21 protein-coding genes and 1 pseudogene are annotated in these 19,878 nt (G+C 48.6%); 6 read left to right on the top strand and 16 right to left on the bottom strand.

Going from position 1 to position 19,878, the window contains the following annotated elements; genetic code table 11:
* Positions 1-67 precede the first annotated feature (67 nt).
* Entirely contained in the window at positions 68-2,035 is a 1,968-nt protein-coding gene (locus VN447_RS20440) for a methyl-accepting chemotaxis protein (RefSeq protein ID WP_325527776.1), read from the bottom strand.
* A gap of 226 nt (positions 2,036-2,261) precedes the next feature.
* Here VN447_RS20440 and VN447_RS20435 point away from each other — a divergent pair, with 226 nt between their 5' ends.
* The 4 genes from VN447_RS20435 to VN447_RS20420 are packed head-to-tail and all read left to right on the top strand — an operon-like array spanning position 2,262 to position 6,662.
* Entirely contained in the window at positions 2,262-4,169 is a 1,908-nt protein-coding gene (locus VN447_RS20435) for a spore germination protein (protein WP_325527774.1), read from the top strand.
* A gap of 17 nt (positions 4,170-4,186) precedes the next feature.
* A complete protein-coding gene (locus VN447_RS20430; RefSeq protein ID WP_325527772.1) occupies positions 4,187-5,269 on the top strand; it encodes a GerAB/ArcD/ProY family transporter in 1,083 nt (360 codons plus the stop codon).
* Positions 5,254-6,501: a Ger(x)C family spore germination protein gene (locus VN447_RS20425; RefSeq protein ID WP_325527771.1), complete on the top strand. Its 1,248-nt coding sequence runs from the start codon at positions 5,254-5,256 to the stop codon at positions 6,499-6,501. Before VN447_RS20430 ends, VN447_RS20425 begins: the two co-directional genes overlap by 16 nt.
* Positions 6,498-6,662 (top strand): hypothetical protein, encoded by a 165-nt coding sequence (locus VN447_RS20420; RefSeq protein WP_325527770.1) that lies wholly within the window; start codon positions 6,498-6,500, stop codon positions 6,660-6,662. The genes VN447_RS20425 and VN447_RS20420 overlap by 4 nt, the downstream gene beginning before the upstream one ends.
* Positions 6,663-6,737: 75 nt before the next feature.
* Here VN447_RS20420 and VN447_RS20415 read toward each other — a convergent pair whose 3' ends face one another.
* Positions 6,738-7,586, bottom strand: coding sequence for a pirin family protein (locus VN447_RS20415; RefSeq protein WP_325527768.1), 849 nt, complete (start codon positions 7,584-7,586; stop codon positions 6,738-6,740).
* Positions 7,587-7,807: 221 nt separating this feature from the next.
* On the opposite strand from VN447_RS20415, the gene VN447_RS20410 reads away from it, so the two are divergent.
* Complete coding sequence (locus VN447_RS20410; protein ID WP_325527766.1) at positions 7,808-9,130, top strand: lipase family protein; 1,323 nt, start codon at positions 7,808-7,810, stop codon at positions 9,128-9,130.
* A gap of 118 nt (positions 9,131-9,248) precedes the next feature.
* Here VN447_RS20410 and VN447_RS20405 read toward each other — a convergent pair whose 3' ends face one another.
* The 6 genes from VN447_RS20405 to VN447_RS20380 form a co-directional block, all read right to left on the bottom strand.
* Positions 9,249-10,079, bottom strand: a complete 831-nt coding sequence (locus tag VN447_RS20405) for a hypothetical protein (RefSeq protein ID WP_325527764.1) — start codon at positions 10,077-10,079, stop codon at positions 9,249-9,251.
* Positions 10,080-10,309: 230 nt separating this feature from the next.
* A complete protein-coding gene (locus VN447_RS20400; protein WP_325527763.1) occupies positions 10,310-10,738 on the bottom strand; it encodes a hypothetical protein in 429 nt (142 codons plus the stop codon).
* A 42-nt stretch (positions 10,739-10,780) separates the two neighbouring features.
* A complete protein-coding gene (locus VN447_RS20395; protein ID WP_325527761.1) occupies positions 10,781-10,975 on the bottom strand; it encodes a hypothetical protein in 195 nt (64 codons plus the stop codon).
* Between the two features lie 31 nt (positions 10,976-11,006).
* On the bottom strand, positions 11,007-11,279 hold the full coding sequence (locus VN447_RS20390; RefSeq protein ID WP_325527760.1) for a DUF2933 domain-containing protein: 273 nt from the start codon (positions 11,277-11,279) through the stop codon (positions 11,007-11,009).
* Between the two features lie 726 nt (positions 11,280-12,005).
* Complete coding sequence (locus VN447_RS20385) at positions 12,006-12,200, bottom strand: hypothetical protein (protein WP_325527758.1); 195 nt, start codon at positions 12,198-12,200, stop codon at positions 12,006-12,008.
* A 133-nt stretch (positions 12,201-12,333) separates the two neighbouring features.
* Entirely contained in the window at positions 12,334-12,459 is a 126-nt protein-coding gene (locus VN447_RS20380; protein ID WP_325527756.1) for a hypothetical protein, read from the bottom strand.
* Positions 12,460-12,613: 154 nt separating this feature from the next.
* Between VN447_RS20380 and VN447_RS20375 the strand changes: the two genes are divergently transcribed.
* On the top strand, positions 12,614-13,282 hold the full coding sequence (locus VN447_RS20375) for a cytochrome c biogenesis CcdA family protein (protein ID WP_325527754.1): 669 nt from the start codon (positions 12,614-12,616) through the stop codon (positions 13,280-13,282).
* 392 nt (positions 13,283-13,674) lie between these two features.
* Here the strand turns inward: VN447_RS20375 and VN447_RS20370 are convergent.
* From VN447_RS20370 to VN447_RS20335, 8 genes and pseudogenes are all read right to left on the bottom strand, one after another.
* Positions 13,675-13,814: pseudogene (locus tag VN447_RS20370) on the bottom strand (endolytic transglycosylase MltG); the annotation flags it as partial.
* Positions 13,815-14,075: 261 nt separating this feature from the next.
* Positions 14,076-14,330 carry an SHOCT domain-containing protein gene (locus VN447_RS20365; RefSeq protein ID WP_325527752.1) on the bottom strand — a complete coding sequence of 85 codons (255 nt, stop codon included), beginning with the start codon at positions 14,328-14,330 and terminating at the stop codon, positions 14,076-14,078.
* 82 nt (positions 14,331-14,412) lie between these two features.
* Positions 14,413-14,763 (bottom strand): ATP-binding protein, encoded by a 351-nt coding sequence (locus VN447_RS20360; protein WP_325527750.1) that lies wholly within the window; start codon positions 14,761-14,763, stop codon positions 14,413-14,415.
* Between the two features lie 36 nt (positions 14,764-14,799).
* The gene (locus tag VN447_RS20355; RefSeq protein ID WP_325527749.1) at positions 14,800-15,219 is read right to left on the bottom strand and encodes an FMN-binding protein; all 420 of its coding nucleotides are present in this window, start codon (positions 15,217-15,219) and stop codon (positions 14,800-14,802) included.
* Positions 15,219-15,932 carry an ABC transporter ATP-binding protein gene (locus VN447_RS20350; protein WP_325527747.1) on the bottom strand — a complete coding sequence of 238 codons (714 nt, stop codon included), beginning with the start codon at positions 15,930-15,932 and terminating at the stop codon, positions 15,219-15,221. Before VN447_RS20350 ends, VN447_RS20355 begins: the two co-directional genes overlap by 1 nt.
* Before the next feature lie 2 nt (positions 15,933-15,934).
* Positions 15,935-17,062 (bottom strand): ABC transporter permease, encoded by a 1,128-nt coding sequence (locus tag VN447_RS20345; protein WP_325527746.1) that lies wholly within the window; start codon positions 17,060-17,062, stop codon positions 15,935-15,937.
* Between the two features lie 15 nt (positions 17,063-17,077).
* On the bottom strand, positions 17,078-18,352 hold the full coding sequence (locus VN447_RS20340; protein ID WP_325527744.1) for an ABC transporter permease: 1,275 nt from the start codon (positions 18,350-18,352) through the stop codon (positions 17,078-17,080).
* A gap of 83 nt (positions 18,353-18,435) precedes the next feature.
* Positions 18,436-19,740: a Fe-S-containing protein gene (locus VN447_RS20335; protein WP_325527742.1), complete on the bottom strand. Its 1,305-nt coding sequence runs from the start codon at positions 19,738-19,740 to the stop codon at positions 18,436-18,438.
* Positions 19,741-19,878 lie beyond the last annotated feature (138 nt).

Raw genomic sequence — 19,878 nt, 5'->3', positions numbered from 1 at the left:
ATATTTTTTTGTCAAAAAAAACCTAACTGTGTAAATCAGTTAGGTTTTTTAAGTAGAACACGTTTGTCTAAATCTTGAATTTCAACACTGCCTGCTGCAGCTCAGCGGCCATATGGGCCAGGCCAGACGACGCAGCGGTAATCTCCTGGACGCTGGCGTTTTGTTGCTGGCTAGCTGCAGCCACTTGCTCAGCGCTGGCAGCGTTAAGCCGGGCCGAGTCAGCAATGCTGTGAACAGCCTCTTCCACCTGTCCACTGCGCCGTTGCTGTTCTTCTGTCAGCGCCACGATCCGGATTACTTCATCACGCACATTTTTAATGGCAGCATAAATTTCTTTGAAAGCAGCCCCCGAGCTTTCCACTACCTGGACGCCAGCCGCTACTTCCCGACCGCCTTTATCGATGGCATTGACTGTTTCCACTGTTTCAGACTGAATGGCTTGGATAATCCCGGCAATCTCCCGTGCCGCCGATTCCGATTGTTCAGCCAGTTTGCGAACCTCATCAGCAACTACCGCAAACCCCCGGCCCTGCTCGCCTGCCCGCGCTGCTTCAATAGCCGCGTTAAGGGCCAACAGATTTGTTTGTCCGGCAATACCGGTAATAACATCAACAATCTGTCCAATTTGACGGGACTTGTCACCAAGCGCATGAATCATTTTAGTCGCCCGGTTAACGTCCTGCTCAATCTCGTTCATCTTAGTGACTGCCTTGCCAATCTGGTCTGACCCGGCTTCAGCAGCCCGTTCGCTCTGTTCTGAAGCTGCCGCCACCGAATGTGCGGCTTTGCTGGTATTAGCAATAGCTTCTACCATATCCCGGATAACCTGCGCTGAATTATCAGCGAGATTGACTTGGCTGGTAGCGCCTTCGGCCACGCTTTGGATAGTAATAGCCACTTCCTCGGCCGCTTTTCCGACTTCACCGGACGACGCCGCCAGCTCTTCAGAAGATGCGGCAACCGTTTCGGCAGTAGCTGAGGTTTTAGCCACAAGGCTCCGGAGTGAACTGATCATTATATTGAAGGCATCGGTAAGCTTATTAATTTCGGCTACACCCCGCACTTCAATCGTGTGTGCCAAATCACCGTCTGCCACTTGTTCAGCAGCGATGACCAGCTTTTCAAGCGGGCGTACAATACTCCGCGCTACATAGTACGCGCTGATCAGGGCAATGAGTACAGCCAGCAGGGTAATGACCCCAGTCACTAACGCTGCGTGCATTACGGCCGCCATTACTTCACCTATCGGCTCATAGACAATAACGCCCCATTTATTTCTAGCAATTGACGAGTAAACAACAAGCGACTTTTCGCCGCGCGTCGATATTGCTTCCATTGAACCATGCTGACTGTCAATCGCCTGGGCTATGTAATCGTAGGTAGCAAAGGACTCTTTCTTAAGTACCCGTTCTTTATCAGGGTGCGCAATGACCGTGCCTTTATTATCTACAACATCTACATAACCAGTTTGACCAATATGTACTTGGTCAACAATCCCCCAGATGGCCTTTAGGCTGACGTCGGCAGCCATAACACCGACAATTTGTCCTGAACTATTTTTAATGGGAGATGCAATTGTAATACAGGGCGCGTTGGTAAATGAAGAAATATATACGTCGGTGAAAAAATTATTTCCCTTGATGGCTTCTTTAAAATAAGGCCTGTCCGAACGGTTAGCCAAATTGCCGGAAGTTCTGGCAATCTGCATACCAGTCGCATCCATAACAAAAATGAGTTCGAAAATGGAATTTTTCTGCTGGGCAGCCAGGATCAATTCTTTCATTGCAGCAGGGTCCATTGACTTGGCTGTCGGTGTGGCAGCCAGCATCTCTGTCACACTGCGCGCATCTTCTACCATCCGCGTAATTTCATTGCCAATTTGTTGCGCAGTATTAAGGTTTGCATGAATCGTCGATTCCTTGATCGACTGAGAATTTATGTAGCCTCCAACAATACCACTGATACAGGCAGGAATCAGCGCAAACAACACCAGCAGCACAATCAATCTTGTTTTCAAACTATTGTTGACAAACAAAGCCTACAACCTCCGTAATTTATTATTATAACATTTACTGTAATAATTATAACTTCTACAATTATTTTCAGCAATCGACATTTTTTCTAGATTAATGCAATCTCATGTAGGATTTTGTAGGTTTTAGTATAGACGGTGAAGCGACATTTCCGTAGCCATAACTAAATAGTATAAATATGCTAATCCTGCAAAAAATATCCATAGAAAACCAAAGGAGGTGTACGCGGTGATAGATAACTCGATTTTCAAAATGTATCGTTTTGTCAAAAGCCTCTTGGTCTATCAACCGCCCACACAGGCTGCGCCCTTCGTCCTTGAAGAGACGGCTAAAGAGAAGCCTACAACGGGAAAATCACCTGACTCTCAGAGGGAAGCCAGCCGCGGAGAACTCAAGGATCAGTATTACGAGTTCAGTAGCCTGTTGCGGCAAGCTTACCGCATCACCCACCTGATGGAGAAGGCCAAAGCGTCCTTAACCAAGGATATGGATGAAAAATGTCGCACAGAACTTCAGGCTGAGCTTCACCGCCTCGATAAACAGCAAGAGGATTTAACTCCCATACTGCTGAGTTATGACAACCAGGAGGACCGCGAAAGTCTCGGCAACTCATCACTACGGTCAAGCTTGGAGGAGAACCTGCGAATCGTCAACCGCCTATACGAGCTACCTGCTAACAAGGACCTTGTCGTCAGGGAAATTACCCTCCCGCTCACCGCGCCTGTTCCCGCTGTTCTGCTGTTTATCGACGGTATGATTGATTCCAAACTTTTAAACCTGACCATCATTCAACCCTTGCTGCTGATGCTTCCGCCTCAAGGCATCAAGAACGGTGCAGTGCTCATCAACCATCTCAAGAAAGAAGTACTTCCTGCTAATCAGGTGGCACAAGGGAAAAAATTCAGTGACCTGCAGGACGGTGTCAACAGCGGGGATACTGTCCTGATGATCGACGGTGTCGACGAAATACTCATTATCGGGTCAAAAGGCTGGGAGCACAGGTCAGTAGGCAAGCCCACAACTGAGCAGTCCATCCGCGGGGCGCAGATGGCGTTTAGCGAGAACCTCCGCGTCAATACTGCACTCATCCGGACCATGCTCCGGACAAGTGACCTTGTTACCGAAATGATCAAGGTAGGAGAACGCAGCCGGGTGAACTGTGCAATCATGTATGTAAAATCGATTGCTAATTCATCACTGGTCGCTGAAGTCAAACGCCGGGTCGGGAGCATTATGACAGATTTCATTGATGATATCGGTGTATTGGAGCAATTGATCGAAGATCATCCCAGCTTACCTTTTCCCCAGACGATATCTACTGAACGGCCTGACCGGGTATCTGTCCATCTTGCTGAAGGGCGGGTAGCAATCCTGCTTGAGGGCAACCCCTTCGTACTGGTGGTACCAGTCAATATGTTCTCGCTTTTGCACTCTGCCGAGGATTTTAGTCTGAAGGTTCCGGCAGGAAGTTTTATGCGGCTATTAAGGGTCGCCGGTACAACTATCTCAACCATGCTTCCGGCTTTCTATATTGCCATTAGCTACTTCCACCAGGAAGCACTGCCTACCGAGCTAGTGCTGGCTGTCGTCGGCTCACGTGAAGATGTACCGTTTCCCGCCTATTTCGAGGTCATCGTCATGGAGTTATCCTTTGAGCTTCTTCGCGAGGCCAGCCTCCGGATTCCTAATATCCTTGGTTCCACAATTGGTATTGTAGGCGCTATCATCCTTGGCCAGGCGGCGGTCGCCGCCCATATTGTCAGCCCGATTATGGTTGTCATTATTGCGATCACCGGGCTGGCTTCCTTCACCATCCCTGAGTACCGGTTTGCGTTTGCGGTAAGAACCGTCCGCTTCGGGATGCTGTTCATGGCAGCAATCGCCGGGCTTGTGGGATTATCCTCCGGTATTCTCCTGCTTATCACTACCCTGGCTTATATGAAATCCTTCGGCATGCCCTATCTTTCCCCAATATCCCCCAAGTCCATGGGCGGCCTGGACGTGTTAGTGCGCGGCGCTGTTTTCCGTCAAGAATCCAGACCAGATGCGCTTAATACCAAAGACCCCACCCGGCAGCCACATATTAGCCGGGGCTGGACAATGGCTGATGCTGTAGAAGGAGATGATAAGCCATAAGCTACCATGTTGGGCAAATGGGTATCAGTGAAGGGCTGGCCCTGGTCTTTCTCAATACCTTTCCCCGGATATTTCTCACCCGCCCGGCTCAAACTATCGAGGCCAACGCAGGACTTGCCTGGTTTGCTGCTCTCTGTCCTCTAATTACCATACTCATACCCATTTGCCTGTTACTGTATGTATTCAAAAGGATTAAAGGTGATATTTATACAGTAACGCAGCAGCTCCTGGGTAAAGCGGGAGCCTGGGCAGTGTCGATTTTTCTTATCACAATGTTTCTTAGCGACGCAGCACTGCTTCTCCGGCAATTTGCCGAAAACACGCTCCTAACTGCGCTGCCTTTTATGGAATTCAACAACGCCATCTCTTGGTATACCTTCAATGCAGTCATTCTCTGTTTCCTGGGTATCGAATGCATTGCCCGTACCTCATATATCATTTTGCCATTTGGAGTCATTAGCCTTGGATTTGTTATGGCCGCCCTTGGTCCCTTTTATGACATTAATCTCCTCGGGCCGTGGCAAGGCCGGGGCATCAGCACGGCCATCCAGACGGGTCTAGAGGTTTCTGGAATAAATTACGGAGTATTACTACTCTTCGTGCTAGGCCCCGCTTTCCAAAACTTACGTACAATCAAACGGGCAGCATTATTCGGCCTGGGGGGAAGTACTTTACTGAAGTCTCTGTCTATATTCGTGTTTACACTGGTCTTTGGGACAAAAGTTGCGCTTGAGAAAACAATTCCATTTTTCGAAATGGCCCGTCTAGTGTATCTTAACCGGTATGTACAACGGGTCGAGTCACTCTTTATCGTTCTCTGGGTCATCGCCGGCATTATGAGCATCGCCATCGACATCTATATTGCAGGCTACCTCATAACCAGGATATTTAACCTGACCGCCGTTCGTCCGCTCATTGCTTCGCTTGCCCTTTTAGTCACCGGAGCAGCCATGATACCACCCGATATTGCCAGCGTCATCCGGTTGGATACTATGATAACTTTGAAGCTTCATAATGCCGGACTGTATGGAATTCCGTTATTGCTGTTTGCAGTAACACTCTTCAAAGGGAGGCGAAAAAAAACGTGTACCTCCGCCTGAAGATTGCTCTCCTGTTAGTTCTTACCTTATGTATCGCAGGTTGCAACGGTGCCCGTGAGATTGATGATTTTGCCTATGTGGTAAGCGTCGGCATTGACCCGGGGCCTGATAAGCAGAATATCTTTACCTATCAGATAGCAACAGGCCAAGGGCAAGCCGGAAAGGCACCTGGCGCGGGTGAAACCAGTACCTTTCTTGTTACCGTCATTGCGCCATCCCTCGCTGAAGCCCGTAACCTGCTTAATTCGGTAGTTGCGCGAACACCCAATCTGTCTCATACCAAGGCGATAATCATTGGGGAGGATTTGGCAAAACAAGGAATTGGCGATTTATTAGGCCCGCTACTCCGGTTCCGTGAGTTTCGCGGTTCGATGTTTATTACTGTTACGCGGGGATCGGCAAAGGAGTTCATGCAAAAAAACAAGCCTATAATGGAAAAACTCCCCTCACGTTGGCTGGAAACGTCCCTTGCCTCCCGGCAGGATACAGGTTATTTCCCGTCATCCAACCTCCACCAGTTTTACATTAGGTTAAAAGCGACCAGCGGTGCCCCTTACGCTACCTACATGGGACTTAACCCTCTTAACCTGGAGTCTAGACCTGTCGGGAAAAAGGAAGCAGGCGAAAAGGCACTGGAATATTATCCTGAGGGACTAGGGCGTGAAGGCGGCAACCCTGCTGAGATAATCGGCATGGCCGTATTTGTGGCTGATAGAATGGTGGGAGTTCTTAGCAATGAGGAAACGCGGGCGGTTTCCATTCTAAGCGGTGAGTTTGTCAGAGGGTTTATTACGGTGGAAGACCCGCTTACACCGAAGCATGGCATCAACGTCCAACTGCGTCTTGGGGAAAAACCGAAGATTAAACCGACCATAGTTGATGGAACGCCGATATTTGATATTGACGTTCTGCTTGAAGGCGAAACCACCAGTATTCCCAGCGGCATTAACTATGAGGCGCGGGAATATGGACAATTGTTAGAACAGCATTTGTCAAACATCATCACCAGGCAGATGGAGGGAATGTTGACGCACACGCAGCAGCTAGATACCGATGTAGTTGGCTTTGGCCTGCACGCTCGGAAGCTTTTCAGTAATTTTGATGAGGCTGACCAGATCAACTGGTATAAGGTGTATCCGACTGTCAAATTTAATCTCAACGTTTCGGTAAAGATTAGGCGGACAGGGCTCATGTACAAGACCTCGTCGATCAAGAGGGAGGATAGCCAATGACCGACTTTGCTTTTTTACTAGTAGCAATACTAGCAGGGATTCACGCTTGCAGCTATGCTCTATACGAAAAAAAACAAGGAAACACAGTTGGAGCCTTTGGGGTGTTACTACTGGCCCTGGCAAGTATCGGGGTGTTTGTGTACCGCGTGGTTGTAGAATAAGATAAGCAAAGCACCCATTCCCGGCTAACCTGCCGGGAATGGGTGCTTTGCTATAACGAGTCAAAGAAGGTCGCCTTACCGTTTCTTGATAAAAGTACCGTTGTCAATTTCCTGAAAGGCCTGCTGTAATTCCTCTCGCGTATTCATGACGATCGGTCCGCCCCATGCTATGGGTTCCTTAAGCGGCTTCCCGGAGAATAGGAGAAACCGGACACCCTGGTCTGCCGCACGGGCAATAAACTGTTCACCAGTTTCAAAGAGGACTGCTCTGTGACTTTCAATCACAGTTTGCGTTTCGGTATCAAAATAACCGGCTCCTTCAACTATATAAATAAAGAGCGTTGCCTCATTATCTGTTGGTATACGCCACTCGATTCCCGGTTCCAATTCGACATCCAAAGCCAATGCCTGTACGTAATCCCCCTGTGTCGCCCCTGACGTACGCCCGTAGTTGCCGGCGATGACACCGACAGTACAGCCGTTCTCCCGTATTTTGGGGATCATCGACGCCGAGATGTCACGATATTGCGGTTGTGTCATCTTGTCTTTACGGGGAAGATTCAGCCAGAGCTGAACTCCCAACATCCGGTCTGAGGCCTGCGGCATTTCTTGATGAAGAATGCCGCTTCCGGCGGTCATCCACTGGCAACAGCCGTCAAGAATGGTTCCTTTATTGCCTAGACTGTCGCTATGCTCAATGTCGCCGGCAATCAAATAGGTTACGGTTTCAATTCCTCTGTGCGGATGCCAGGGAAAGCCCTTGATATAGTCGGCGGAATCGCGGGAATCAAAAGCGTCAAGCATCAGAAAAGGGTCAAACTCCTGGGTATCGGCATGACCAATTACCCGCACCAGTTTTACTCCCGCCCCGTCAACTTGAGTTGAACCGGTCACAATCCTGCGTATTTTTCTTGTTATACTCATATTGTCATCCTTTCTCTAGCTTTTTTTCCCATAGCAAAGTCAATCTCTTTTGATGTCTTACTATTTTTTACTTACTCTATATTTACCATATATAATGGAAAACTTCCTCCCGAATTTCTACAAAAATTTCGACAAAAGTAATTGTACTTGACAGTAGCTTCCCATCCCGTAAAATTAAAATTAATGAAACATCCTATACGCCACACCCCAATGGAGGAATTATGAGAAGAATTCTTATTTTTCTTTTGAGCTATATGCTTTTGTGCAATTCAGCGATTGGCCACGCCGGGCCTAAGGAAGACTATGAAGAAGCCTATGCCCTATATATTGCAGCCGGCGCCAGCGTAGCCGCCTACAACGACAGGATCGGCGAATTGGCCAGCCGCTATCTGGAACAGGACGGGTGGCACATTGATCACTATGTCCAACCGCAGAAGCATACTGGCGCGCGCTTCCTTTTGGCCAAAAAAGAAAGTGAGCCAGGAAAATACCTCTACGTTCTGGCGATTGTGGGAACAGAAACCCCTGGAGATATGAAAATCAATCTGAAGGTCGACAAAGTCTATTTTTCTGGCAGCAGCGCAGAAGAGTTTGCCGCCAATGCTGCAAAAAGAAAGCTACCGAATACAAGCCCTCAAGTCCATAGAGGCTTTAACGAATTCATCCAAGCCGGACCGGCTGCGATCCTCCGCAATGCTCATGATGCACCCCTCCTGCTTCCCGACCTGCTGCGGATGAATCACGACGATAAGCTCTATCTGACTGGTCACAGCTTAGGCGGTGCAGCAGCAACGCTGGCCGGAGCACGACTTCTCAGCCTGGGAATAAAGCCGGAGCAGATTAAGGTGATCACGTTTGGCGCTCCTGCCGTAGGGAACGCCGCTTTTGCCGCTAAATTTGAACCGATTCTCCCCTTAACGCGGGTAGTGATGTCCGGTGATCCGGTAACAGGTGTCCTGCAAACCCTAGTTGGCGGTTACAAGCAGTTTGGCCGGGAAATAACCTGGAACATGCCTGTCACTACCGACGACCCCCACAAAATAACCGGCTATGTGGATTCGGCTTTAAAAAACTATTACGATAAGCGAAAACTGGCGCTGCAAGCCGGAGTCAAGCTAGCTGGTCCGGCTGCCGAAAAGCAGACAAGCCAGGGCCGGGTCTACATCGCCCCCATGCAAAACAACCTGCCTGACACCTTGGCAAGCGACTTCTGGTATATGCGCGAGGCGTTAGTGGATGAATACCGCAAAACCCTGCCGGACTGCCTTCTGGTTGATAAAAATGGTACAGGCAGTTGGCAGGAACAAGCCATCGCCGCCGGCTGCCAGTGGGTTATTGTTCCCGAAGTGAGCGGGATTCGTTTAAAAGACAAAAAAAACACCTATCTTATTACCTTCCACCAGACTGTCTATAATGTCAACACCGGTGCTGCCGTAGATGCGGCTGTCTTTTCCACTGGAACATACAACATTACTCCCTTGGAGGCATTTATTCACACATTTAAGGGCATAAGCGCCCATCAGACTACCTGGTTGAAAGAATAAGTCAATGTCGATACGGTTTTCCACAGTTGTAACTAAAAATAGAAATTGTTCTAGAAGCCGCTCCCATTTTTACTGGGGACGGCTTTTTAGATTTTACAGGCAAAATAAAAGAGGACGTCTAAAAACAGCTAACTGTTGGTTTTACCGTCTTGGGCGGGAGTAAGTTAATGCGGAGACTGACCGACCGGGCTTGCCAGTCGTTACCGGTGTAAGACAGCACCGTTTCCACGTTGGCAAGGCCATCAGCGTTGTAAGCGCCGGAGATACGTTGTTGACCTTTTAATTCATAAATGCCATCGTTGTTGACATCAACAGGTTCCAGTTTACCAAACGGGGTGACCATGATCTTGGTCTGTTTTTTCAGCACCCCGCTTTTATCGTAAAGGCCCAGACGAGTGTAATCAGCTTTACGCTCACCGACATCCAACGTCACGGCCGAACCGCCAGCGGCGTTATAGATTTCTACTTTGTAGCCGTCAATGAACTGACCGGATACGGAATTTCCGCTATTCTCTTTATGACTAAAGATAATGGGTGCCTCTTGGGTAAATGTAACAACTTTATTATCATACCAGCCGCCACTACCACCGGATGCGGCAGTAACCAAAGCATCGGCGACATGATCACCGGTAAAATCTCCTAAAAATAATTGAGCCTCATAGCCGCCCATCTTTTCCAAGGCCATTTCTGTCCGGGTTTGATCAGCGCCGTTCTCGACAATCAGCCTGATCGAATCTGCATAATTTGAAGCTTCTGATGGCTTATGCCCGATCAGATACACGCGATCATGCGTTCCATCCCCGGTAACATCACCTTCCTGCATGTCAAAGATTTGATAGCCACCAGGCAGTTGCCAATCGATAGCAGTTGTGACGGCAACGCCGCGAGTGGAGCCGATAACCAATAAGCCTAGCGCTAAAGCGGCTACGAGATAATGGTTGTTGCTCATAACAGCAAAGCCTCCTTCTCTATATGTACGTCTATCTTTATAAACGTCACATCAACCAAAAAGTAACGGTCTTACGTAAAAAGGAGAGAAAACAAATAACCTGTTCCCTGATTTTCTTTCATACATTTTCAGAAAAAACAAAGCCCTTTGACTGTTCTACTGGCTAGTCAAAGGGCTACGCTATTTATTTGTCCGGGTAAAGCGAGAGTTACGCTGTTAGACCGGAAACGTCACTGCGCTGTATGGTGAGCATTATGGTCTATAGACTCAGACTCTGGAGCCTGCGGCTGCGGTGCTTGCTCGCCGGACGAAGTGCTCTCCTTAACCATATCTGCCATCATTTGCTTAAACGCCGGGTCGCTTGCCATCATTTGCTTCATCATATTCTGCATCTGGGGCTGCTGCATCATTCCCTTCATTGTTTGCTGCATATCGGCGCTTTTCATCATGTCTTCGCACTGTTTTTGCATTTCCGGCGAATTCATCATCTCAGGGTCCATTTTTCCCATTTGGCCGTTTGGCATCATCTTACCTGCCGCTGCTGCCGCCTGCTCAGTATTCGCTGCCGCACTTGCAAGCGAATTGGCACCAAAGGCCAGTCCTAATGCTGATGCGGTAATTAGTCCCCCAATAATCCACCCTGTTAATTTACTTTTCATAGTTTTTCACTCCTTGTTAATTTATTCGATTACTAACCTTGACTAAGCTATCGCCCAGCCATCTTCAAAAACTAAACCCTGCCGTTCGAGAATGCGCCGCACTTCGCCTGTAGTAATCCAGGTGCGCGGGTCATGCAGCGAATAGTACTTTTTCAATAAACGTTCAACATGGACTGTAATAGCAAAAAAATCCTTGGTTTCGGCTTTGCGATAGGCTTCCATGATTAACTCTTCCATCTCACTTGTCAGCTCCTTACTCAAGCCTTGATTATTTTATAGTTTTATTTTCGTTTGAGGGTTCATTATGTTTGTGTCCCATCCCCCGCATCATGAACAGATGCATCAGCGGGCACAACAGTAGCACTAAATAACTGGCCGCCCCGTCGTAACCGCTTTGCTTGAGAAGTAGGACTACACCAAGCGGCGCTAAACAGCAAGCAAGCATCATCAACATATGTTTAAGGCCGCCGCCGCAGCCATGCTGCTGCCCTTGATTTACGTCATTTCCCTTATTGGGCTGGGATTGATTGCAACACTTCATAACTTTTTCCTCCTCGCTTAGCTGTGCCGGTACACCGCCCTGGTTACCAAGCAGTCTTTCATCATAGACTTATCCACTTTTCCGGAATTCCACCGGTCTATCCGCTTACGCGTAGGTCTGCCTTAGGTGCGGATTCTTTATCTGCCTTTATCATACCAAACCTTTGTGAAGAAGCTATGAAGGACTGGTGAAGAATTTATGATTTTTTCGCCAAACTTTTCCGTCAAACAAAAAAAAGACCGGCATCTATACTTGCCGGACATCTCTATCTCGACTCCCGCTTTCCCCTGCCTGTACCCTTTGGGTGTCCCTTTAGGGTATACAGGCTGGAGTAAGAATAGCTAATTCCCTGTAAGTTGGTTGGCTAAATTTCAGATGGGGTTAAAACCCCACCTGAAGCCAAAGTCTCTCTTTAGCAATAGTAATTTCCCAAATTTAGTTGGCATAGAATAGTTATGAGGTGAAGACCAATGTCAATCATTGATACCGATCCTAACCAACTCGCCCTGTTAATGACCCTGATTGCCATTTCTTTATCTGAGGATGAGATCCGAATGAAGTAAATATTATTGGCAATGTAATTATAACAAAACTCACTCAGGAACCTGACCAAAAAAACAATCAAGAAAATCGTCAGCCACCACAGAATATTCAGCAACAAATTGAGCAATTACAAGCCCCAATCGATCAACTTAAACAACAGATAACCACATAATACTTGTTGTACTAGGGCTCCTCATTGCAAAATAGCCCCGCTGTGGTTGTATCTCCTATCGCTACATCATTGCGGTCGCTTCCTTGCTCTAGGCGAACTGTTTCTAAATTATTCTCGTTTATCCTTGCTGCCAGCGCCTTCATGCTAAGACCCATAGAAAGTAAAAACCAGCCTGCTACCTTAAGATCTTCTGTGTCTTTGTTCACGTTTATCCCTTCCATCACTTTTTATACATGATATACTATGCGATTGTTGAATATGCCGATAATATTTTATTCCCTACTACTCCCTCAACGCACTCCGACACAGGAGAAACCTACTGCCAACCGCCCTGGCCTGCTACCCTGCCAGGCTATGAGTGTTACCCAAGCAGGATACGACTGCAAGCGTCAGCGGTGGCTGGCTGGGAGCAGATGGGCAGCCATGCAGTGGTATCCATTGGATCGGCATGAGCGGAGCGGGCATGGTACTGCCACCACCATGCAAAACACATATATTAGTAATGGTACTTGTATCATTTTTCAGGATTACTACTCTCAAATATAGGAATACATAGGTCTACTCACTCCAGCGTAGATATGATAGCATACAAATTTAGCAAATGAGGAGGACTGAGTAAATGGAGATGAATCAGGTTGCACTTTTGACCGCCTTCACCGCTGGTGTAATTTCCTTTCTATCGCCATGTGTGTTGGCTGTTTTGCCAACCTGTACGGCCTTTTTGAGTAGCACAGGTTCAACCGGCAGTTATCATCGAGTGCGGCAGCTGTGGGTCAACATTGGCATCTTCTTAAGCGGGTTTATTGTTGTCTTTCTTGTGGTCGGCGCCGGTGCAGCCTATCTTGGGCAAGCTCTGCATAACTACCAGCACGTTATTAGTAAAATTGGGGCAGTATTCATGACTATAATGGGCTTGCAGCTTAGTGGACTCATTTCGTTATCGCTGACTAGCCGTAAGTTTCACCTACGCTTTCCCACCAGCGCTGGGCCTTGGAACATTTTTCTCCTGGGGGTGGCCTCCACGGCCGCCTGGGCTCCGTGCAACGGTCCCCTGCTTGCACCGGTATTAGTCTATGCCAGCACATCGCCATCCTTATTAAAGGGGGTTGCCCTCTTTTTCGTTTACGCCTTGGGCTTTTGCCTTCCCTTTGCGTTACTGGCGGTTACACTAGAGCGATATCTAAATAGGATACGCCTTTTTTCATGCCGGATGAATATGATACAGCGTATTGCTGGTATACTGCTGGCAATCAGTGGGGTGTTAATCTTTTTCGAGGTAATTGGCTAAGAATTTGGGGTTCATTTACAGTTGCCGAAGCATGAGGAAACAAATAATGCAGGCGAAATGCCCACTAATAATAAGGGGAACACTTCGTAAAAGCAGGGTTGCAGGCAGGCGGTTTTCTAGGTCTGCACGAAGGATAACAAAGCGGCATACAGTTTGGCAAACAATTTGGCATACAATTTGGTGGACATATCTGCCGTAGTTCAAACTCAGTTGGCCATTCTTCTAATTCTGGGTCATCCCAAAGTTTTTTCAAAATTACCCCTCCATATATGATGTATGGGAACTTTTATGTAATATTTTATGTTGTTTATAGATAATGGGTTACTAAGCATCGCGACAGATGGCATCTTTGCCGTCACGCACTATCTGTCGCGATTGCCACGGGTTAAAACTTAAATCGAAAGAGAGCCGTCCTTGGCCGCCACAAAGTAGAAATAAGGCGTATCTGCTGGATATAGCACCGCCGGAGGGCGGCCATGCCGGGACTGGCAATGGGTCCTGGAGGCAGCCCCGGGTTCTGGTATGTGTTATACCTGGTGCGGAGGCAGTACCTGTCTTCACCTCGCCTACCATATCACAAACGTCCGGACAAGGTACAATCAGAACTTAAACTCTTCGGGGTTATATTATTGCTAATACTTATGGTTAATGCTGCCAATGCTAAATACCCTTGCCGTGCCTCCTCTTAATAGATAGAAAGCATGGTTAAAACAATAAAGTTTGTTTCCTACCGCTAACTTGATAAGATGACGAAAGCGACGGGTTGTTACTCCCCGTCGCTTTCGTCATCTATCTACTCAATTTCTTTCTTTATCCGCTCATATTCGTCGTGACTAATTTCGCCTTTGGCATAACGCTCTTTTAAAATATCAAGCGCGGTCCCGGCGGTTGTCAATGGCCGGACATCTTGCTTTCTCTGGGACAGTGTCCGCACCAGCACGATGCCGCCCCAGAGGATAAGGCCCCAGAATAGGAGCATCGGCAACATCATAAGAATTCCACCTCCGAATAAGCCTGCGGCTCCTGGGCCGTAAAACCATGAACACATACTATTTCACCTCTTGCTTACTTTTTCTGTACGTGGAAACCGGATGATAAAAGCTGTGCCTTGGCCGCCGTACTGGTCACGTCTACCGCAGCACCGTGCAGTTCGATAATCTGCCAGGCAATCGCCAGCCCCAGACCGGTACCACCGCTAGCGCGCGTTTGTCGGCTTTATAAAACCGTTCCAAGATATGGGGCAAGTCGCCAGGCGCAATGCCTACGCCGGTATCGGCGATGGTTAGTACAACACTGTCACTGCTTTCTGCGAGACTGGCAGTGATTTGTCCGCCTGCTGACGTGAATTTCAGGGCATTGTCCACAAGAATAAGCCTAGTTGTGTTAACCGGTCGCCATCGCCCCGGATACCGGGACGTTTTACGTGTTTGATACTGCATCATTTTCAAAACCGGTGCAGTTAAATCCAAATGACCTGACAAAGTTCCTAACTCCTTCCCCCAACAAGAAAGAGGTCACTAGTGCGCAGGGCTTGCCGCCTGCTCCACCGCATTGTTCACTGAGTCAATGATGCCTCGGCTGCTAACGGTAGCACTAGAAATGCCATCCACATCGGTAGAATTTTTAATTAGCATCACCCGTGTGAGCTTACGCAGCACCTTGTCAAAGATGAGCGTTGTGTCATTATGGCTCAAGGCTTTGATATGATGAAATTTTCCGTTTTCAATCATCACTTCTAACTCTACCGGGCCACGCTGGTTAACAGCGTGGCCGATATAGGTACCATCCCGCCAAGCCGGATTGGGGCCGCCGCGCGGTATGGCTGCCGTTGTGACAGAATCACCCATAACAACCTTGATAAGCGGCAGGGCAGCAATAAGACCGATGGCAACTCCTCCGGCGACAGCTCCGAGGATAATCTTCTTGGTTTTCGTCATTAACCATTCACCACCTTACAGTAATCGTCTTCACCCCTCCTGCCGTCGCTGTTACAGATATCGGCGATAATCTGACCGTCTAAAAGCCTCAGCAGACGGTCGCCCATCTTGCCGATTTCTTCGGCGTGAGTGACCATGACGATGGTATGTCCTTCGGCATGCAGTTCTCCAAATATGTCCAGCACAATTTTGCTGTTTTTCTGGTCGAGGTTACCGGTAGGCTCGTCAGCCAGTATCAGTTTAGGGCGGTTGACCAGCGCCCGGGCGATACAGACCCGCTGTTGCTCGCCGCCGGACATATGGGCAGGGCGATGGTCCAGGCGATGCCCTAACCCGACTTTGGTCAATACCTCTCTGGCCTCTTGTTCATCCACTACACTGTGGTAATGCTGGGCCAGCATGATGTTTTCCAAGGCCGTCAAAAACGGCAGCAAGTGGTACTGTTGAAAAACCAATCCCAAGTTTTCCCGGCGAAACCGCGCTAGTTCGTTTTCGCCAAAATGGCTAATATCTACGCCGTTTATAATTATGGCACCACCGGTCGGTTTATCAAGACCGCTTAGAATATTGAGCAACGTCGTTTTACCAGAACCGGATGGTCCCATAATATTGGTCCACTCGCCGGGGCGAATGGCAAAGTTTAATCCATTCAGTACATTTTGTGTACCGTCGTAGGACTTAATCAATTGTTGGGCTGTAATAATTTCTTGCATGGTTATTCCCCCCTCAACGTAATCGCCGGAACGACAGCGGTGGCCGCCCGAACCGGAACAAAGCTGGCAAGTAGTGTCACAATTGCCGAAATAGCAAGTGAAACAGGCAGTACAAATGGCCGGAAGGATATAGCTGTTTGGAAGACCGTTTTACCAATGAGTTGGGCGACGCCAAAGCCGATGACGCTGCCGACCAGGCCGCCCAGGAGTGCGATACATACCGCTTCTGTCCAGAACAGTTTACCGATACTGGACGTCTCGGCCCCAATTGCTTTCATCAGGCCGATTTCCTTGGTCCGCTCAAGTACAGTAGTCGTCATGGTACTCATGACAGCGATGGCTGATGCTCCCAAGATAATTACGGTCACCAAAACCATTAGCCATTCAATTTTTCCCAGCGTCTGGCCTTCGGCCTGGGCAATCTGTTTGACGACTTTGACTTTGGCGGCAGGAACGCTTTGCTCAATGGCGGTGGCCAGGGCTGTCACCGGTTGTTTCCCCGTCTGGGCGCTGACTTGTACCTGGCTTACCTGCCCGGGATGCCCTAAGAGCGATTGGGCCATAGGTAAATCAGCAAATATCTGGTTGTCTTCCACCCCGCCGGTGGTCACGATACCAGCTACCGTAAATGTCCCGGCCTTGTCTTTCTGGCGCACGCTATAGGATGCGCCGACAGTCAGGTTGAGTGCAGTCGCCGCTTTCACGCCGACAATAGACTGGTTAGTGCCGACTGTAGGCCAACTCCCCTGTACTTTCCACCAGGGACTGCTTTTTTGCACTTGGCTAAAGTCAGTACCGGCCAGCACCACCTTTTGGTTTCCTATCTCGGCAATGCCATATAAATAGGGGATAGCACCCAAGATATAGGGAGCCGCCTCACTATTTTTCAACGCCGGTACTACACTTTCCGGCAAAAGCGGCTCCACAGCGCTGCCAGCGCCCCCAACCGGCGGCACCACGACGATGTTGGCGCCATAGTCGCGCAATTCCCGACTGATTTTATCATTCATATCCAGGGACAAGCTGCCCAAGGCAAACACCATGGCTGCCCCCATGGCTACCGCCAGGATAGCGATGGCCACCCGTCCTTTACGATTTTGTAATGAACGCCACAGAATCTGTAAAAACATAGTAATCTCCCCTTTCTATTCACCCCGCAGCACAATCACTGGCTCGATACGCGTAGCCCGCCAGACTGGCAACGAGCTGCCCAATAAGGCTACGGCAATGGCAATACCGATGGTGAGCGGCAGCACCTGAATGTCAGGGGTTATTTGGGCGTTAAAGACGCTTTGTCCGATGAATTTGGCCAAGCCAATACCGGCAGCATAGCCTGCTATCCCGCCGACCAGGCCAATGGCCGCAGCCTCACCTAAAAAGAGCAATGCCACCTGCTGAATTTCCACACCAATGGCCTTTAAGATGCCAATTTCTTTGCGCCGCTCCAATACGGTGGTCGTCATGGTTGTCATCACGCCGAGGGCAGCCGCCAAGAGCGCCATGACTGTCACCAACAGCATGAGCAGGTTCATCTTAGCCAGGAATTTATTTTCGGCCTGGGCAATCTGCTGAATGGGTTTGGCCTGACCGTTTTTCAGTACTTCATCGATTTGCAGGGTAATGGAATCCATATACGGCGTGCAATACCAACGTTCGTATTCTTTGGGCGTCATGGTGTCAGGATTTCTTTTGGCCAGCGCATCATTCGGAGTAATCAGGGCGCTGACTTTTAACTGGCTGTATTTATTCGGCAAGCCTAATAACTCTTGCACAACAGCCAGATTGGCATAGATTTGACTATCCTCGGCACCGCCGGTATTGACGATGCCTGCCACCTGCATGGTGCGGCGCTGCTGGTTGTATGTGAATTCTATATTGTCGCCAGGCTTTACCCGGAATCTCTCGGCCAGCGCTGCCCCCATAATCACATGCTGCCGGTCATCAGCGGCAATGGAATTTCCCTCAACCTGCCACCAGGGGGCCACAGTTTTCATTCCCGCTGCCACCGTTTTATAGGCTTCCTGAGGTACGGCGATTTCTTTATCAAACCAGGTACCGGTTAATGTCACATTTTGTCCCTGAACTTGAACAACGGTGTCCAGGTAAGGATTGAAGCCGACAATGTTATACTTCCAAAAAATCTTTTTAACCTTATAAATTTCCGCCTCATCCAAATATTGCCGTTCAGCTACTGGCGTATAATTTACACCATCCATTTCCAACTGTAGGGCATTATTTTTAGGATTGACCACAATATTGGCCCCGTAGTTTTTCAGTTCTCGCCCCACTTTATCATTTAAGCTGAAATATACGTTGAGCAGGGCGGCAGCGACTGACGCCCCCATCAGTACGGCGGCTATCGCTAGTAGGATGCGCTTGTAGCGGACTTTCAGCGATTGCCTGATAATGCGTAAAAACATGTTTATTCCTCCCGATTAGGCCTTGAAAAGGGGGGAGCCTAGCCAGATGCCGGCTAGGCGTATGCTACTTCCACCCCATAACATTAGTTGGCTTTTTTGTTGTAGACAGGAACACCTTTATCGGCAAGTTGAGCAGCGGCAAGCACCACATTGTCGCCGTTCACCTGGGCTTCCACGGCTACCGGGTTGCAGCCACCAGGGAAACCGATGGTAGGTATGGCGATAGGAGCATTGCAGTTTTTGCAAATAATGTTAGCTTTATTTTCTTCTTCCTGATAATAGCCTTGCGGTCCGCAAATTTCACAAGCGTCCAGGCCGCTGCCGATACTGCCGTCTTCCCGTTTAATTAAGAGGAACTTCACGTCCGTGCCATTAGCCCGGTACACATATTTGTGGATTAAACCGTCATTTAGGCTGTCCACGGAGATGGCCACCTGCCCATTTTGGGCGGTTACTGTTTCCGGCATAGGGTCAATGGTCGGTTTGGCCAGCGCCTCAACCAAATCCCAACCTAAAACCAGATTGATGGCCATCGCGGCTCCAACGACGGCATATTTCCAGTTTTTCTCCTGCTGCATTTTAGCCAATGCCTTACGTCTGGCTATCGGGTCCTTAATCGAATTGATATCGGTCTGAGACTTGTTGCTGTTATCCAGTAACACCATTACGATAGGTAGGGTAAGTAGAATCATGGAGATAATGGCCGAAGAACTATCCCTGACAATGAGACCAAGGAAGTACATAACAGTAGGATTCATCGGGATTAAATTCACTTCGGAAAACTCGTGGGCAGCACCCGCAAACAGACGAATGACCAAAATCATCAGAATGAGGCTGGTGACATTGAAAAACTTGGCCAGATTAATTTTAACGCTGCCGTTAATGAAGAAGTAGGCGAACAACACCGCCATGGCTATACCGGCTAAACCGCCTACCCAGCCCATTACCGGCGCTTCACCCAAACTCAGGGCGCTTAAGAACAATACAGTTTCAATGCCTTCCCGGAAAATCATGAAAAAGGTAAAGGCCAGTAAGCCCCAGCCCTGCTTTTTGAAGTCTCCCGTGGTTTCCACGATGCGGCCCAGTTTAGTTTCCATGGTCTGTTTCATATTCTTGGCCGTCTTACGCATCCACAGCACCATGCTGCCGACAAATATACCAGCAATTAAGAACATCGTGCCTTCAAAAATTTCATTATCCGCCTCAATATCAAAAGCAGTAAAAAGTACTGCACCGAGGATGCTGGCCACGACTGCAGCCCCTACTCCTATGTAGACATACCGGTTGAGCCCGATTTTACCGGTGCGTTTTAAATAAGCCAATATAATGCCAACGACTAAAGCGGCTTCAATACCTTCCCGTAAGGTGACAACCAAAGATTCAATCATGTAAAATTCCCTCCTATGTTTTTGTTAATAATAGCGGTAATCATTATCAGTAAGCGCTTTAAAAAAAAGCAGATCTCGCATCTAACTGATATCGTAGAATGCCTGTCTTATCCCCCCCCCCCCCCCCCCCCCCCCCCC

It is taken from the genome of Sporomusa sp., assembly GCF_035561155.1.
GTDB lineage: Bacteria > Bacillota > Negativicutes > Sporomusales > Sporomusaceae > Sporomusa.
This window is presented reverse-complemented; position numbering and strand designations above follow the sequence as displayed.